The organism is Streptococcus respiraculi (assembly GCF_003595525.1).
GTDB lineage: Bacteria > Bacillota > Bacilli > Lactobacillales > Streptococcaceae > Streptococcus > Streptococcus respiraculi.
Genome location: NZ_CP022680.1, coordinates 635,822 through 650,417 on the forward strand (window position 1 = coordinate 635,822; position 14,596 = coordinate 650,417).

A 14,596-nucleotide genomic window follows, 5' to 3' on the forward strand; every position below is an offset into this window, starting at 1 on the left:
GAATTTAGAGAAATCGCCTCGTGTGCCAGCACACGTCGTTGATTTCCTAAAATTCTTGTCGCTTTCTAGGCGTTCTTGGTATCTTATATTATGTCTAAAATTATTGGTATTGACTTAGGAACTACAAACTCTGCAGTCGCTGTTCTTGAAGGAACAGAAAGTAAAATCATTGCAAACCCAGAAGGAAATCGTACAACTCCATCCGTTGTATCATTCAAAAATGGTGAAATTATCGTTGGTGATGCAGCAAAACGCCAAGCTGTAACAAATCCAGATACGATTATCTCCATCAAATCAAAAATGGGAACTGCTGAAAAAGTTGCCGCAAATGGAAAAGAATACACCCCACAAGAAATTTCTGCGATGATTCTTCAATACTTGAAAGGTTATGCAGAAGAATATCTTGGTGAAAAAGTAACCAAAGCAGTTATTACAGTTCCAGCTTACTTCAACGATGCACAACGTCAAGCAACAAAAGACGCTGGTAAAATTGCAGGTCTTGAAGTAGAACGTATCGTTAACGAACCAACAGCAGCAGCTCTTGCTTACGGTCTTGACAAGACAGACAAAGAAGAAAAAATCTTGGTATTTGACCTTGGTGGAGGAACATTTGACGTTTCAATCCTTGAGTTAGGTGACGGTGTCTTTGATGTTCTTGCGACTGCTGGGGACAACAAACTTGGTGGTGATGACTTTGACCAAAAAATCATCGACCACATGGTTACAGAGTTCAAGAAAGAAAACGGCATTGACTTGTCAGCAGATAAAATGGCTGTGCAACGTTTGAAAGATGCGGCTGAAAAAGCTAAGAAAGACCTTTCAGGTGTGACATCAACTCAAATCAGCTTGCCATTTATCACTGCAGGAGAAGCAGGCCCTCTACACTTGGAAATGACGCTTACTCGTGCGAAATTCGATGACTTGACACGTGACCTTGTAGAACGTACAAAAGAGCCAGTTCGCCGTGCTTTGTCTGACGCAGGACTTTCTATTTCAGAAATTGACGAGGTTATCCTTGTCGGTGGTTCAACTCGTATTCCAGCGGTTGTAGAAGCAGTGAAAGCTGAAACTGGTAAAGAGCCAAACAAATCTGTAAACCCAGACGAAGTAGTCGCTATGGGTGCTGCAATCCAAGGTGGGGTTATCTCTGGTGATGTTAAAGATGTTGTCCTTCTTGACGTAACACCATTGTCACTTGGTATTGAAACAATGGGTGGCGTCTTTACAAAACTCATCGACCGTAACACAACCATTCCAACTTCTAAATCACAAGTCTTCTCAACAGCAGCAGACAATCAACCAGCGGTAGATATTCATGTTCTTCAAGGTGAGCGTCCAATGGCAGCGGACAATAAGACACTTGGTCGTTTCCAATTGACAGATATTCCAGCTGCACCTCGTGGTATTCCTCAAATCGAAGTAACCTTTGATATTGACAAAAACGGTATTGTATCTGTTAAGGCTAAAGACCTTGGTACTCAAAAAGAGCAAACCATCGTTATTCAATCAAATTCAGGTTTGACAGATGAAGAAATTGACCGCATGATGAAAGATGCAGAAGCAAACGCAGAAGCAGATAAAAAACGTAAAGAAGAAGTTGACCTTCGTAATGAAGTTGACCAAGCAATCTTTGCGACTGAAAAAACAATCAAAGAAACAGAAGGCAAAGGCTTTGACGCAGAACGTGATGCGGCTCAAACAGCTCTTGACGAATTGAAAGCTGCTCAAGAAGCAAATAACTTGGACGACATGAAGGCGAAATTGGAAAACTTGAATGAAAAAGCTCAAGGCCTAGCTGTTAAACTGTACGAACAAGCTGTCGCTGCCCAACAAGCAGCAGGGGGCGCAGAAGCAACAACCAACCCAGGCCAAGCAGGCGATGATGTTGTTGATGGGGAGTTTACGGAAAAGTAGGATACGAGGACGTATACAAAGCGACAGGAAAATAGGAGATATGACGCAGGAGCGATGCTCCTAGGAGTATCTATCTTTTTCCCGAGCTTTTAGTCGGAACTCAATTCTGCTAATGTGATTTGAAAAGAGCAGGTCTAGGTATAAGAAATGAAAACAAGTATCGTGAGATACACATAGCAAGGAGCTAGGGAGGATTTCTTGGCTCCTGCTTTGCTAGTAAGAAATGGAAAGGGTGCTTGTGTTTACAGTCTTGCTATAGGCTAAAATCCTGGTGAAAAAGATAAATCGTCTTGCAAATCAGGATTTTCTGACGATTTCTTATTTTCATTTTGCTCAAACTACATTTTTATAGAAAGAAATACAAGTGTTCTGAATTGAACCCGGGCTACGGACGGTGCCAAAAAGAGACTTAGCTGTTCCAGCATAGCTGGCTTACAGATATGGCTACCTTTAGGTGTAGATTTTCCTAGGACGTAAACGTCCGTTGTCAGATCTTCTATTTTGGCTTTGTCCGCTTAACGCCCTTTGTATCTTAACAGAAAGGAAATGAACCCGCCCTAACGTCTGTGTCAAAAAGACAAACGTTTCCTAGACGCAAGCGTCTTCGTCACATTTGCTATTTTGACTTTGCCGTTTACGGGCTTGGTATCTTAAATGAACAATACAGAATTTTACGATCGTCTTGGGGTGTCAAAAGATGCGTCTCAGGATGAAATCAAAAAGGCTTATCGGAAAATGTCTAAGAAGTACCACCCTGATATCAACAAGGAGGCTGGTGCGGAGCAGAAATATAAGGATATTCAAGAGGCTTATGAAACGCTTAGTGATGCCCAAAAACGCGCTAGCTATGACCAGTTTGGGGCTGCTGGTGCCCAAGGTGGTTTCGGTGGCGGTGGCTTTAGTGGCTTTGACGGCTCCGGTTTTGGAGGTTTTGAGGATATTTTCTCTAGCTTTTTTGGAGGCGGTGGCGCAAGTCGTAATCCAAATGCACCTCGTCAGGGAGACGATCTTCAATACCGTATCAATTTGAAGTTTGAAGAAGCAATTTTTGGGGCTGAAAAAGAAGTTAGCTACAATCGTGAAGCAACTTGTCGGACCTGTACGGGTTCTGGTGCCAAGCCTGGTACCAGTCCTGTAACCTGTGGTCGCTGTCATGGCGCAGGGGTAATCAATGTTGATACTCAGACACCTCTTGGGATGATGCGCCGTCAAGTAACCTGTGATGTCTGTCATGGCCGTGGAAAAGAAATCAAAGATCCATGTCATACTTGTCACGGTACAGGTCATGAAAAGCAAGCCCATACAGTTACTGTAAAAGTGCCGGCTGGGGTTGAGACAGGTCAAAAAATCCGGCTTTCAGGTCAAGGTGAAGCTGGATTTAATGGTGGTCCTTATGGAGATCTCTTTGTAGTGATTCAAGTGCAGGCTTCAGACAAGTTTGAGCGTGATGGCACAACCATTCATTACAAGCTCAATCTCAATTTTGTTCAAGCTGCTTTGGGAGATACGGTACATGTACCGACTGTTCATGGCGATGTGGATTTGGTTATTCCTGAGGGTACGCAGACTGGTAAGAAGTTCCGCCTAAAAGGAAAAGGAGCTCCAAGCCTACGTGGTGGTGTAGTCGGTGATCAGTATGTGACCATTAATGTTGTCACTCCAACTAACCTCAATGACAAGCAAAAAACAGCCTTGAAAGAATTTGCAGCAGCAGGAAATATCGCTGTTCACCCGCAGAAAAAAGGATTTTTCGATAAAGTCAAAGATGCCTTTGATGATTTATAAAAAAAGAAGAGTTTGGGGCTGTCTCAAGCTCTTTTTGATTGTCTGTGCACATGCCTTTTCTAAGTCCAGCAACTCTGACTTGCTGATTTTAGTCTTTCGTGGTAGGCTAAAACAAGTGATAATGAATAGTCAGGAGAAAGACCGTGTATCAAGATGCGACAGCGATAGCGGAGGCTATCAAACATAAGGAGGTATCAGCTGAGGAGTGCGTAAAAGCGACTATTGATAGGATTGAAACGCTCAACCCGGCTTTGAACGCAGTCGTGAGTACCCAGTATGAACAGGCGCTCGCACGCGCGAAGAGTCTTAAAATAGAAGACACACCCTTTGCAGGTGTGCCGATTCTGTTGAAAGATTTGGGGCAAGAGCAAGAAGGGGAATTATCTACCTCGGGTTCTCGACTCTTTGCCGATTACAGGGCGGCAAAGAGTGATGCATATACCAAGCGCATGGAGGACTTGGGATTTATCGTTTTAGGGCGGACTAATACGCCAGAATTTGGCTTTAAGAATATCTCAGATAGTCGCTTACACGGTCCTGTTAATCTGCCGCTAGATGTAAGTCGCAATGCAGGTGGCTCAAGTGGTGGATCGGCTGCTGCTCTATCGTCTGGTATGGTGACCTTGGCGGGAGCATCAGACGGCGGTGGTTCCATTCGTATTCCGGCTAGTTTTAATGGGCTTATTGGCTTAAAGACCAGTCGTGGTCGGATACCAGTTGGACCGTCTTCCTACCGAGGATGGCAGGGCGCAGCTGTCCATTTTGCTCTTACCAAATCTGTCCGAGATACCAAGCGGCTACTCTATCATTTGCAGACCTATCAGGTCGAAGCACCCTTTCCTTTAAAGACCTTGTCTTGGGAGAGCTTGTTTGCTGTTCAGAAAAGAGCGCTCAAGATTGCTTTTTCGGTTCAATCACCGATTGGAACTCAGGTATCGCCTGACGCACAGGCGGCTGTATTAGAACTTGTACCAGTCTTAGAAGCCTTAGGGTATCAGGTAACGGAGTTGAGGGAGTACCCGCTAGACGGAAAAGAGTTGATAACTTCTTACTATGTGATGAATAGTGTAGAGACAGCACAGATGTTTGCGGGAATAGAAGCTAGTCTGGGTCGAAAGATGACCATAGAAGATATGGAATTGATGACATGGGCTATTTATCGCAGTGGGCAGACCATTCCTGCCTATCGTTACAGTCAGATTTTGCAGGATTGGGACCAGTACAGCGCAAAAATGGCTGCCTTTCATGAGACCTATGATATCTTGCTCACTCCTACAGTGGCAAGTGTAGCGCCCAAACATGGTCAATTTGCCTTGGATAAAGCTCTATCAGAAACATTACGGCATATGGATGACTATGGTATGGAGGAGCAGCAAAACTTGATCTGGCAGATGTTTGAGAAAGCCTTGGCTTGGACCCCTTTTACCGCTCAGGCCAATCTCACAGGGCAACCGTCTATTAGTTTGCCACTTTATCAAACGAATCAAGGCTTGCCGATTGGTGTTCAACTGACAGCTGCTAAGGGTCGTGAGGATATTCTTTTGGCTTTAGCGGAAGAACTGGAACGGACAGTAAAATAAGTATGCAAAGTACTTTAGATTTTCGGTTAAAATAATTGATAAAAGCCTCTTCTTGTGATACCCTTTCTTTGTATGTTTTATGACCTTGGGCAGAAGGTCAGTACAACGATAAAAGGAGATGATTATGTTGAAAAAACTATTGGCTTCAGCCGTGCTTGTATCTTCACTTGCCTTGGCGGCGTGTTCTGGTAATGCAGGGAAAAATGCTTCTAGCAACCAGACAGAGTGGGAGCGAATCAAGGAAACAGGTGTCTTGAAAGTGGCGACTCCAGGTACGCTTTACCCAACATCCTACCACGATGATTCGGACAAATTGGTCGGGTATGAAATTGACATGCTCAATGAAATCAGTAAACGCTTGGGTCTAAAGGTAGAGTATCAAGAAATCGGTGTTGCAGAAGCCTTTACCGCAGTCGATACGGGAAAAGTGGATATTGCGGTCAACAACTTTGACACGACAAAAGAGCGTCTTGAGAAATACAATTTTTCAATTCCGTACAAGTATTCAATCGGTGGTATGATTGTCCGTGAGGACGGCTCATCTGGTATTGAGGCGGCTGATTTGAGCGATTGGAAGGGCAAGAAAGCTGGTGGTGGTGCAGGAACTCAGTACATGAAGCTTGCGGAGAAGTTGGGTGCAGAGCCAGTTATCTATGACAATGTGACCAACGACGTCTATCTTCGCGATGTATCAACTGGTCGGACGGATTTTATTCCTAACGATTACTACACTCAGGTGATTGCAATCAAGTATATCACGCAGCAATTTCCAGATATTAAGGTGAAAATGGGAGCAGCCAAGTACAATCCGACTGAGCAAGGAATTGTGATGAGTAAGGCAGATACGAGCTTGAAAGAAAAGATGGATGAAGCTCTAAAAGCAATGAAAGAAGACGGCACTTTAAAAGCGATTTCTGAAAAATATTACGCTGGTCAAGACCTGACAGAGCCTGAAAAAGGCGTGGAAAACCTGCCGGTTATCGATACAGCTGATATGAAATAATGTAGAAAAAACGAGAGTGAAGAGTATCAAAGCGGAGGTGCTTGATGCTTTCACTCTCTTTTAGATAGTGGAGGAAGAAAATGAATTGGCAGGTGATTTTTAATCTAGGGCTGGCAAAAGAGGCGATTCCCAAAATACTAGAGGGTTTGCCCTATACCCTATCCTTGTCCCTGATTGGTTTTGGTTTGGGAACGGTGTGTGGCTTTTTTGTCGCCCTCTTACGCATGTCAAGGTTTGCCCTCCTGCGCTATCTTGCTATGTTTCACATCTCCTTGATGCGGGGCATTCCACTCATGGTCTTGCTCTTTTTTATCTACTTTGGGCTTCCTTTTATGGGATTGGAACTGGATGCGATTAGTGCGAGTATCATTGCCTTTACTCTCATGTCAAGTGCCTATATCTCCGAGATTATCCGCTCCTCGCTTTCAGCGATTGATCATGGACAATGGGAGGCGGCTCGCTCTCTCGGTTTGAAAACTCCGGTCATTTATCGCAAGGTTATCATTCCACAGGCCTTTCGCATTGCTGTACCGCCCCTTAGCAATGTCTTGCTTGATATGGTCAAAAGTACCTCGCTAACGGCTATGATTACTGTGCCAGAGTTGTTTAACAAGGCCAAAATTGTAGGCGGTGCTAAATCCGATTACATGACAGTCTATATCTGCGTCGCCTTGATTTACTGGGTTATTTGTAGCCTGTATGCACTGGGGCAAGTGCATTTGGAAAAGCGACTCGCGACCTACTAATTACACAAGAAAATGAAGAGATGTTGCTCTCTTCATTTTTTATGGGTTCATGGGCAATCCTCAGCTATAATGGATTGAGAAAGGAGTAGGACAAGGAAAGGAGCGGCAGATAGAACGGACGTTAATTGAGGATTACTCCATAATCCCTATTTCCAACCTTCAACAGTCCACTGGACTCTTGAAGCAAAGCGACTGAACGATATCTGAACCTCTATTCCATTCCCTCTAATTCTCGTTCTATCTGTGATTTATGACCACGTACTATATCAAAACGAATGCAAAAAAGCGAGGTTGTACAGACTAAAAAGTCTCGTTTACCTCGCTTTTATGCTTGTTGGCAGTCTGGGCAGACACCGTAAATGGTCAAGAGTTCTTTGGTAATCTGGTAGCCTGTTTGGGCTTGTACCTGGTCTTCAAGGCTCGGCATGTTTTCAGCAATTAGATCAGTGATTCTCCCGCAGCGCTCGCAGATAATATTCAAGTGGTCGTGACCCATGAAGTCATAGTAGGTGGTTGTGTCATTGTTGCGCTTTAACTCGGTCACAAACCCTTCTTCGACCAGCACCTTGAGATTATTGTAGACGGTAGCTAGGCTCATGCTCGGATAGCCAGGAAGCAAATCTTTATAAATCATCTCCGCACTTGGGTGATCTGGGCTGTCAATCAGGTAGCGAATAACAGCTTTTCTAGTCTCCGTCATCCGAATACCTTTTTCTTTTAAATGACTCACGACGTGCACATAGGCATCTTGGTGGTTACGGTGTGCGTGGTGGGACATGGCACGTCTCTCTTTCTAGTCGTTTTTTCCATTATACACCATTTGGTCAAAAAGCGCGACTAAAAGTGTGAAGCACGATTGCTGCTTGATTTTTTGAGTTCGGGGAAGGTGAGTGAACCATATCTGAAAATAAAATCAGGCGACTTCTTCTGTGCTAGTACAGAAGACAACTAAAGCTCTTGCGATGTTCTTTTGGGCTGTGGTACAATCAAGCTATGACACGATATAAAGCAATTATTTCCTATGATGGGTACGATTTTTCAGGTTTTCAGCGCCAACCTCAAGCACGAACGGTTCAGGAGGAATTGGAAAAGACCTTGCAACGCTTAAATAGCGGGAAAGAGGTAGTGGTGCATGGAGCTGGGCGGACAGACAGCGGTGTCCATGCCTATGGTCAGGTCGTTCATTTTGATTTGTCTGGTAGTCGGGACGTGGAAAAGCTCCGTTTTGCCCTTGATACACAAAGTCCTGAAGATATTGATGTAGTAGCAATTGAGCAGGTAGCAGATGACTTTCATTGTCGCTATGCCAAACATCAGAAAACCTATGAGTTTTTGGTTGATATTGGCCGTCCGAAAAATCCGATGTTGCGGCGCTATGCGACTCATTTTCCCTATGATTTGGAACTTGAGAAAATAGAAGCAGCGATTGCTGTTTTGGTTGGAACTCATGATTTCACGGGGTTTACAGCTTCAGGAACAGCGGTGGAAGACAAGGTGCGGACCATTACAGAAGCGCGTGTAGAGCTAGATCATAAGCGGCATTTGCTTATTTTCACCTTTACAGGAAATGGCTTTCTCTACAAGCAGGTGCGCAATATGGTGGGCACCTTGCTCAAAATTGGGAACAATCGCATGCCAGTTGAGCAAGTGGAGCGGATTTTACAAGAAAAAGACCGTCAGCTAGCGGGCCCCACGGCTGCGCCAAATGGTTTGTATTTGAAGGAGATTCGATATGAAGAGTAAGTATATACTAGCCCTCTCAGGCAATGATATTTTTAGCGGTGGTGGTCTCCATGCGGATTTGACCACTTATACCGTCAATGGTCTGCATGGATTTGTGGCGGTGACCTGTTTGACAGCCATGACAGAAGCTGGATTTGAGGTCATTCCTGTAGAGGATGCAGTATTTGAAAAGCAACTGTTGAGCTTACAGAGTGTAAATTTTGCGGCGATAAAACTGGGTCTCTTGCCTAATGTTGCTATTGCCAAGCAAGCGCTTGAGTTTGTGCGGTCGCATGAAGGTCTTCCAATTGTCCTTGACCCCGTTCTCGTTTGTAAAGAAACGCATGATGTGGAGGTCAATGATTTGCGCAAGGAATTGCTGGCATTCTTTCCCTACGTGACCGTTGTTACCCCAAATCTGGCAGAAGCGGAGCTATTGACCCAAAGAAAGATTCAAACGGTTGAAGAGATGAAAGAGGCTGCGAGGACCTTACATGAGCTGGGCGCTCCACATGTTGTGATTAAGGGAGGTAATCGCCTGGATCAAAGGCGGGCAATTGATGTCTATTATGATGGTGCGGAATACTATGTATTGGAATCACAGGTGGTGGCGAAAAACAATACTGGTGCAGGCTGTACCTTTGCCTCAAGTATCGCGAGTCAGCTAGCCTTGGGAGTCAGTATGCGTGATGCAGTGAGCGTTTCCAAGGACTTTGTTCTTCGAGCGATTCAAGCGTCGGATGATTATGGAGTGGTGCAATATGAAAGCTAAACAAACGCAAAAAATCGTGTTGCTGTCGATTTTGACAGCTCTAACAGTTGTCTTAGGCTACTTACATGTGCCGACTTTGACTGGCTTTATTACCTTGCTAGATGCCGGTGTCTTTTTTACCGCCTTTTATCTGGGGTCAAAAGAAGGTGCTATTGTCGGTGGCTTGTCAGGTCTCTTGATTGATTTGCTGTTGGGTTACCCGCAGTGGGCTTTCTTTAGTCTGCTCTTTCATGGCTTACAGGGCTATGCGGCTGGGTGGTCAGGAAAAAGCCGCTTTGTCGGCTTGATTCTCGCCAGTCTTGCTATGGTGGGAGGCTATTTTCTGGCAAGCTTGATGATGTATAATCTAGCAAGTGCCTTAGATAGTCTGGTTGGTAATATCATCCAAAATATGGTGGGAATGGTGTTGGGAACTGTTCTTGCAAAAGCCATGACGAGTAGCAGAAAGGTGGCGATGTAGATAATGGATATGGACATGATACGTGAGCAAACGGTCACCATTTTAGAAGAAGTGCTGGAACGGAGCCAGATTCAGAAAGGACAGTTATTTGTCTTAGGTCTTTCTTCCAGCGAGGTCATCGGAGGTCATATTGGTAAAAATTCCAGTCTTGAAATCGGTCAAGTCATTGTCAAGACCATGTTAGATGTCTTGTCTGAACGAGGAATTTATCTAGCGGTTCAGGGGTGTGAGCATTTGAATCGGGCCTTAGTGGTTGAGCGAGACTTTGCCCTTGCCAGAGAGTTAGAAATCGTCAATGTGCTTCCAAGCTTGCATGCAGGTGGCTCTGGACAGCTAGCGGCTTTTAAGTATATGACAGATCCTGTCGAGGTCGAGTTTGTCACTGCCTACGCAGGTCTTGATATTGGTGATACTGCGATTGGTATGCACGTCAAGCATGTTCAAGTTCCCTTGCGACCGACCTTGCGCCAGATTGGGGAAGCCCATGTGACAGCTCTTGCCAGCAGACCAAAATTGATTGGCGGAGCAAGAGCCTTGTATCAAGAAGATGTGATTCGGAAGAGATAGAGCGTGTTTGTTCCTGTATCTTTGGTTTGAAACTTCTTACAAAAGAATCGGCATAAAAAGTTGGAGAATAGTAGAAGATATGATATAATGGCTTGTATGCAATAAAATTTTAAGGAGAAATGACAGAATGTCTGTATCATTTGAATCAAAAGAAACAAACCGCGGTGTCTTGACATTTACAATTGCTCAAGATGCGATCAAACCAGAATTGGACCGTGTATTTAACAAGGTAAAAAAAGATATCAACGTACCTGGCTTCCGTAAAGGTCACTTACCACGTGCTGTCTTCAACCAAAAATTTGGTGAAGAAGCATTGTACCAAGATGTTGTCAATGCTCTTTTACCAGCAGCTTATGAAGCAGCTGTAGCAGAAGCAGGTCTTGAAGTTGTTGCACAACCAAACATCGACGTAGTGTCAATGGAAAAAGGTCAAGACTGGACAATCACTGCAGAAGTTGTCACTAAACCAGAAGTAAAATTGGGGGACTATAAAAACCTAGCAGTATCAGTCGAAGCAACAAAAGAAGTAACAGACGAAGAAGTAGATGCAAAAGTTGAGCGCGAGCGCAACACTTTGGCAGAATTGGCTATCAAAGAAGGACCAGCTGCCGAAGGTGATACAGTGGTAATCGACTTTGTTGGGTCAATCGATGGCGTTGAATTTGACGGTGGAAAAGGTGAGAACTTCTCACTCAGTCTTGGTAGCGGTCAGTTCATTCCAGGTTTTGAAGACCAATTGGTAGGTCACAGTGCAGGTGAGGAAGTAAACGTGGAAGTCACCTTCCCAGAAGACTACCAAGCAGCAGACCTAGCAGGTAAACCAGCGCTCTTTGTGACAAAAATTCATGAAGTAAAAGCAAAAGAAGTGCCAGCTCTTGATGATGAATTGGCAAAAGACCTTGACGAAGAAGTGGAAACACTTGACGAGTTGAAAGCAAAATACCGCAAAGAATTAGAAACAGCAAAAGAAATTGCCTTTGACGATGTCGTTGAATCAGCAGCGCTTGACTTGGCAGTTGAAAATGCAGAAATTGTTGACCTTCCAGAAGAAATGGTTCACGAAGAAGTACATCGCGCTATCAACGAATTCCTCGGTGGTATGCAACAACAAGGTATCTCACCAGACATGTACTTCCAAATTACTGGAACAACACGCGATGACCTTCATAAACAATATGAAGCAGATGCTGAAAAACGCACAAAGACAAACCTTGTCGTTGAAGCTGTAGCAAAAGCAGAAGGCTTTGAAGCAACAGCAGAAGAAATCGAAGCAGAAATCACAGAATTAGCTACTACTTACAACATGGAAGTAGAACAAGTACGTCGCCTGCTTTCAGAAGACATGTTGAAACATGACATCGCAGTGAAAAAAGCGGTTGAAGTTATCACAAGCACAGCAACTGTAAAATAATCAAAAACAGATAAAATAGAGGTTGAGAATGTTCTCGGCTTCTATTTTTCTCCATTTCCCATGATGATGAAATTATCTTTGACTATTTACTGATTTTAGCGTAAAATAGTAAGGAAAGACAAAAATACTCATTGAACGGTTCGAAGAGTATGGATGAATCTGTGGCACAGGTTGCTTGAGGGTTCGTATTTTACATAAGGAGAATAGCCTTGGAATTAAACGTATTTGCAGGACAAGAAAAAAGTGAATTATCGATGATTGAAGTGGCGCGTGCTATCTTAGAGGAACGTGGTCGTGATCATGAAATGTATTTCAATGATTTGGTCAATGAAGTGCAAAACTATCTTGAAAAATCAAATAGCGATATTCGCGCTGCCCTTCCGACTTTTTACTCTGACTTGAATGTGGATGGTAGCTTTATTCCTTTGGGAGAAAACAAGTGGGGTCTTCGTTCGTGGTATGCGATTGACGAGATCGATGAAGAAGTCATTACCCTTGAGGAAGAAGATGAAGATGCGCCAAAACGCAAGAAAAAACGTGTCAATGCCTTTATGGATGGCGATGAAGACGCTATTGATTATGGCAATGATGATCCAGAAGATGAAGATGGTTTTGATAGAGCAGAATCAACTGAATACGATGATGACAATCCAGACGATGAAAAAGATGAAGCAGAATCCTATGATTCTGAAATCAACGAAATTATTCCAGACGAGGATTTAGTGGACGAAGAAGTTGAATTAAACGAAGAAGATGACGATTATACAGAAGAAGATGAAGAGGAAAGTGTCGAAGAGGAGTAATTCTCATTTGACAAATGATCGTATTTTCGATATGCTATTTATTGGGCACCTCTTTTGAGGTCGGAGCTCCCTGTTTCAGGGAGCTATTTTTATTTTTTAAGGAGAAAACATGACGAAGTATATTTTTGTAACGGGTGGTGTCGTTAGTTCGATTGGAAAAGGAATTGTGGCAGCAAGTTTAGGACGTCTATTGAAAAATCGTGGCTTGAAAGTAACGATTCAAAAGTTTGATCCCTACATCAACATCGACCCAGGGACCATGAGTCCCTATCAGCACGGGGAAGTATTTGTGACAGATGACGGTGCTGAGACAGACCTTGACCTTGGTCACTATGAGCGGTTTATCGATATTAACCTCAATAAATACTCCAACGTCACAACTGGTAAGATTTACAGTGAGGTGCTGCGCAAGGAGCGTCGTGGTGAGTATCTTGGAGCGACAGTTCAAGTTATTCCGCATATTACCGATGCTCTGAAAGAAAAAATCAAGCGGGCAGCGACCACTACAGATGCCGATGTCATTATTACCGAGGTCGGAGGAACAGTTGGCGATATTGAAAGTCTGCCATTCCTTGAAGCCCTTCGTCAGATGAAGGCTGATGTCGGCGCGGACAATGTCATGTATATCCATACCACGCTTCTCCCTTATTTGAAAGCGGCAGGTGAGATGAAAACCAAGCCAACCCAGCATTCGGTCAAAGAATTGCGAGGTCTTGGCATTCAGCCAAATATGTTGGTCATTCGGACAGAAGAACCTGCTGGTCAAGGCATTAAAAATAAATTGGCTCAATTCTGTGATGTAGCACCAGAAGCCGTCATTGAATCGCTTGATGTGGAGCATTTGTACCAAATTCCGCTCAATCTGCAAGCGCAAAACATGGATCAAATCGTCTGCGACCATTTGAAAATCGATGCTCCAGCAGCCGATATGACAGAATGGTCTGCGATGGTAGATAAGGTCATGAACCTGAAAAACCAAGTCAAGATTGCCTTGGTTGGAAAATACGTGGAATTGCCAGATGCCTATATCTCAGTCGTTGAAGCTTTGAAACACTCTGGCTATGCTAATGACGCAGAAGTGAAGATTGACTGGATCAATGCCAATGACGTGACAGCTGACAACGTCGCAGCCTTGCTCGGGTCTGCGGACGGAATCATCGTACCTGGTGGCTTTGGACAACGCGGGACAGAAGGGAAAATTCAGGCGATTAGATACGCCCGTGAAAAAGATGTCCCAATGCTTGGAGTCTGCCTTGGCATGCAGCTGACCTGTATCGAATTTGCCCGCCATGTCTTAGGGCTTGACGGAGCAAACTCTGCTGAATTGGCACCTGATACCAAGTATCCAATCATTGACCTTATGCGTGATCAGATTGATGTGGAGGATATGGGAGGGACACTTCGTCTAGGACTTTACCCAACCAAACTCAAAAAAGGTAGCCGTGCAGCAGCTGCTTACGATCATCAAGATGTGGTTCAAAAACGTCACCGTCATCGCTATGAATTTAACAATCAATTCCGTGGGCAATTTGAAGCAGCCGGTTTTGTCTTTTCTGGGGTGTCTCCTGACAACCGTTTGGTTGAAATTGTGGAAATTCCTGAAAATAAATTCTTCGTAGCCTGCCAATACCACCCAGAATTATCTAGTCGGCCAAACCGCTCAGAAGGACTCTATACGGCCTTTGTAGCGGCAGCGATTGACAATCATTAATAATAGCAATCAACATCACCTTGTCCTTAGCAGGGTGATGATTTTATTTTCGGATTTTAGGGTTGTTCCGCTCGGAGATATCGTTAGTGCTGTGTTAGTGGAGAAATTTATAAAAGAATTTC

At 44.1% G+C, this 14,596-nt stretch carries 14 protein-coding genes; 13 read left to right on the top strand and 1 reads right to left on the bottom strand.

The features are described from left to right. Positions 1-90: 90 nt before the first annotated feature. The 6 genes from dnaK to CHF41_RS03250 all read left to right on the top strand — a co-directional run bounded on the left by dnaK (position 91) and on the right by CHF41_RS03250 (position 7,028). Positions 91-1,914, top strand: a complete 1,824-nt coding sequence (gene dnaK, locus CHF41_RS03230; RefSeq protein WP_119875963.1) for a molecular chaperone DnaK — start codon at positions 91-93, stop codon at positions 1,912-1,914. Positions 1,915-2,568: 654 nt separating this feature from the next. Continuing rightward, entirely contained in the window at positions 2,569-3,699 is a 1,131-nt protein-coding gene (gene dnaJ, locus CHF41_RS03235; RefSeq protein ID WP_119875964.1) for a molecular chaperone DnaJ, read from the top strand. Beyond that, on the top strand, positions 3,689-3,886 hold the full coding sequence (locus CHF41_RS10060) for a hypothetical protein (RefSeq protein WP_162911913.1): 198 nt from the start codon (positions 3,689-3,691) through the stop codon (positions 3,884-3,886). The genes dnaJ and CHF41_RS10060 overlap by 11 nt, the downstream gene beginning before the upstream one ends. Then, positions 3,843-5,279 carry an amidase gene (locus CHF41_RS03240; RefSeq protein ID WP_119875965.1) on the top strand — a complete coding sequence of 479 codons (1,437 nt, stop codon included), beginning with the start codon at positions 3,843-3,845 and terminating at the stop codon, positions 5,277-5,279. Before CHF41_RS10060 ends, CHF41_RS03240 begins: the two co-directional genes overlap by 44 nt. Before the next feature lie 124 nt (positions 5,280-5,403). Next, on the top strand, positions 5,404-6,282 hold the full coding sequence (locus CHF41_RS03245) for a transporter substrate-binding domain-containing protein (RefSeq protein ID WP_119875966.1): 879 nt from the start codon (positions 5,404-5,406) through the stop codon (positions 6,280-6,282). Positions 6,283-6,362: 80 nt separating this feature from the next. Beyond that, positions 6,363-7,028, top strand: coding sequence for an amino acid ABC transporter permease (locus CHF41_RS03250; protein WP_119875967.1), 666 nt, complete (start codon positions 6,363-6,365; stop codon positions 7,026-7,028). A 325-nt stretch (positions 7,029-7,353) separates the two neighbouring features. Here CHF41_RS03250 and CHF41_RS03255 read toward each other — a convergent pair whose 3' ends face one another. After that, positions 7,354-7,806, bottom strand: coding sequence for a Fur family transcriptional regulator (locus CHF41_RS03255; protein WP_119875968.1), 453 nt, complete (start codon positions 7,804-7,806; stop codon positions 7,354-7,356). Between the two features lie 215 nt (positions 7,807-8,021). Here CHF41_RS03255 and truA point away from each other — a divergent pair, with 215 nt between their 5' ends. The 7 genes from truA (at position 8,022) to CHF41_RS03290 (ending at position 14,474) form a co-directional block, all read left to right on the top strand. Further along, entirely contained in the window at positions 8,022-8,771 is a 750-nt protein-coding gene (truA, locus tag CHF41_RS03260; RefSeq protein ID WP_119875969.1) for a tRNA pseudouridine(38-40) synthase TruA, read from the top strand. Next, entirely contained in the window at positions 8,761-9,522 is a 762-nt protein-coding gene (locus CHF41_RS03265) for a bifunctional hydroxymethylpyrimidine kinase/phosphomethylpyrimidine kinase (protein WP_119875970.1), read from the top strand. The genes truA and CHF41_RS03265 overlap by 11 nt, the downstream gene beginning before the upstream one ends. Beyond that, positions 9,512-9,982 carry an ECF transporter S component gene (locus CHF41_RS03270; RefSeq protein WP_119875971.1) on the top strand — a complete coding sequence of 157 codons (471 nt, stop codon included), beginning with the start codon at positions 9,512-9,514 and terminating at the stop codon, positions 9,980-9,982. The genes CHF41_RS03265 and CHF41_RS03270 overlap by 11 nt, the downstream gene beginning before the upstream one ends. Positions 9,983-9,997: 15 nt before the next feature. Beyond that, positions 9,998-10,549 carry a TIGR01440 family protein gene (locus tag CHF41_RS03275; protein ID WP_420852860.1) on the top strand — a complete coding sequence of 184 codons (552 nt, stop codon included), beginning with the start codon at positions 9,998-10,000 and terminating at the stop codon, positions 10,547-10,549. Positions 10,550-10,676: 127 nt separating this feature from the next. Further along, positions 10,677-11,960: a trigger factor gene (tig, locus tag CHF41_RS03280; RefSeq protein WP_119875973.1), complete on the top strand. Its 1,284-nt coding sequence runs from the start codon at positions 10,677-10,679 to the stop codon at positions 11,958-11,960. Positions 11,961-12,169: 209 nt separating this feature from the next. Continuing rightward, a complete protein-coding gene (gene rpoE / locus CHF41_RS03285; protein ID WP_119875974.1) occupies positions 12,170-12,763 on the top strand; it encodes a DNA-directed RNA polymerase subunit delta in 594 nt (197 codons plus the stop codon). A gap of 109 nt (positions 12,764-12,872) precedes the next feature. Next, positions 12,873-14,474: a CTP synthase gene (locus tag CHF41_RS03290; RefSeq protein ID WP_119875975.1), complete on the top strand. Its 1,602-nt coding sequence runs from the start codon at positions 12,873-12,875 to the stop codon at positions 14,472-14,474. The last annotated feature ends 122 nt before the right edge of the window (positions 14,475-14,596 follow it).

What these genes read in the sequence shown, in the direction of transcription:
- truA (WP_119875969.1), top strand. Translation starts at nt 8,022, where the DNA reads ATGACACGATATAAAGCAATTATTTCCTATGATGGGTACGATTTTTCA.
- CHF41_RS10060 (WP_162911913.1), top strand. Translation starts at nt 3,689, where the DNA reads ATGATTTATAAAAAAAGAAGAGTTTGGGGCTGTCTCAAGCTCTTTTTG.
- CHF41_RS03270 (WP_119875971.1), top strand. Translation starts at nt 9,512, where the DNA reads ATGAAAGCTAAACAAACGCAAAAAATCGTGTTGCTGTCGATTTTGACA.
- tig (WP_119875973.1), top strand. Translation starts at nt 10,677, where the DNA reads ATGTCTGTATCATTTGAATCAAAAGAAACAAACCGCGGTGTCTTGACA.
- dnaK (WP_119875963.1), top strand. Translation starts at nt 91, where the DNA reads ATGTCTAAAATTATTGGTATTGACTTAGGAACTACAAACTCTGCAGTC.
- CHF41_RS03255 (WP_119875968.1), bottom strand. Translation starts at nt 7,806, where the DNA reads ATGTCCCACCACGCACACCGTAACCACCAAGATGCCTATGTGCACGTC.
- CHF41_RS03290 (WP_119875975.1), top strand. Translation starts at nt 12,873, where the DNA reads ATGACGAAGTATATTTTTGTAACGGGTGGTGTCGTTAGTTCGATTGGA.
- CHF41_RS03250 (WP_119875967.1), top strand. Translation starts at nt 6,363, where the DNA reads ATGAATTGGCAGGTGATTTTTAATCTAGGGCTGGCAAAAGAGGCGATT.
- dnaJ (WP_119875964.1), top strand. Translation starts at nt 2,569, where the DNA reads ATGAACAATACAGAATTTTACGATCGTCTTGGGGTGTCAAAAGATGCG.
- CHF41_RS03265 (WP_119875970.1), top strand. Translation starts at nt 8,761, where the DNA reads ATGAAGAGTAAGTATATACTAGCCCTCTCAGGCAATGATATTTTTAGC.
- CHF41_RS03275 (WP_420852860.1), top strand. Translation starts at nt 9,998, where the DNA reads ATGATACGTGAGCAAACGGTCACCATTTTAGAAGAAGTGCTGGAACGG.
- CHF41_RS03245 (WP_119875966.1), top strand. Translation starts at nt 5,404, where the DNA reads ATGTTGAAAAAACTATTGGCTTCAGCCGTGCTTGTATCTTCACTTGCC.